The organism is Streptomyces sp. SBT349 (assembly GCF_001083795.1).
In the GTDB taxonomy this organism is placed as follows: Bacteria; Actinomycetota; Actinomycetes; order Streptomycetales; family Streptomycetaceae; genus Streptomyces.
Genome location: NZ_LAVK01000648.1, coordinates 1 through 1622 on the forward strand (window position 1 = coordinate 1; position 1622 = coordinate 1622).

The 1622-nt window shown below is 74.2% G+C and carries 1 protein-coding gene; it reads left to right on the top strand.

Features of this window, described 5'->3' with window-relative positions:
- Positions 1 to 1622: VWA domain-containing protein (locus ADY01_RS35515; RefSeq protein ID WP_049581000.1), on the top strand; the 1622-nt coding region annotated here is incomplete at both ends.

Sequence of the window (1622 nt, forward strand, 5' to 3'; positions counted from 1 at the left end):
CCCCGGCCCCGCCCACACACGCGGGAGTGGCTGCGCATCGCCGCCGCCCTGTCCGCGCGACTGCCCGAACTCGCCGAACGCGAGGACATCCTCGTCTCCTGCGAACACCGAACCCGCTCCGGGGCACCGGCCGCGTTCTTCCCCACCCTGGCCGAACTGGAAATCCACACCGCCCTCTTCGCCCCACTGCACCCGGCCACCATCAACCCCGCCCGGCCAGGCGACGAGGAGCGCTACCCCGTCGCCTGGGGCGCCTTCATCCATGAGGCCGCACACGCCGCACACACCCGATGGGCAACACCCATCCCGCTGCGCGGTACCGCCCTGGACACGGCAGGACAACTCCTGGAGGAATCCCGCGCCGAACACGCGCACCTGGGCCGCCGCCCGGGGGACCGCCGATACCTGCGCGCGGCCGTACACACCCTGGTCCTCGCCGACTTCACCAGCGACACCCCCACCGACCGGTGGCAGGCCGCCTGTGCAGCAGCGCTGATCCTCGCCCGCCGGGACGCCGGGATCCTCGACCCCGACGAGACCCAACCCCTGGAGACCACCGTCACGAAGGTCCTCGGCGAGGATCTGCTGGCGACCCTCGCCGAGATCTGGACGGCCGCCCATGCCACGGGGGACGAGGACGAGCAGGCCATGCTCGGCCACGCCCGCGCGTGGTGCCAGGCCCTCGACGCCGACCCCAACGCGTCCGAACCCGCACCGGACCCCACCTGCCCCGTGGGCGAGCTGGCCGACGCGATCGGCAAGACCATCGCTGCGGTGGCCGCGAACGACGCCGCCCAAGCCGCAGCCCAGGCACGGGTCGAGGCCGCCCGTACCGCACGCAGGCAGGCCAAGTCGGCTCAAGCGGCACGTGCGCGGCAGGCCGCGAAGACGGCGGAGCGGGTCTTCTCGCCGGGCGCGGGCCCCTACAACCCCACCAAGACCCGTAGGCGCAGGCCCGAACGCTCCCCGGTGATCGGTACCCGCCCGCCCACCGCCGCCGAGAAGTCGGCCGCCGGACAACTCGCAAGAGCGCTGCGGGCCGCCGCCCACCGGGAACGCACCACCACCCACATCCCCTCGGCGGCACCGCCCGGACGCCTCAACATGCGCCAGGCCCTCGCCCGCGACGCCCAGCTGGCCGCCGGTGCCACGCCGACCGCGACCCCCTGGACGCGCACCGTGCACCGGCCTAACCCGACCCCGCCGCTCAGGGTGGGAATCGCCCTGGACGTCTCCGCCTCCATGCACGCCGCCACCGAACCGATCGCCTCCGCCGCCTGGATCGTCGCCCGCGCCGCAGCCCTCACCGACCCCGACTCGCTCAGCGCAACCGTCGCCTACGACACCTCGGTGACCGCGATCACCGCGCCCGGCCGCACCCCACGAGACGTCACACGGCTCGCCGCGCGGGGACTCGGCCACAGCCTCGCCGAAGCCATCGACGCCCTCACGGCGGGAGTTGACCTCACACACCCCGGGGCGGGCCGCCTGCTCGTCATCGCCTCGGACGGCAACTACGCCGACGACGAAGCCGAACCCGCCACCGAACGCATCACCGCCCTGCGCGCGGCAGGGTGCGCCGTGCTGTGGCTCGCCTTCGACCCCGACCCCCAACCCCTCCC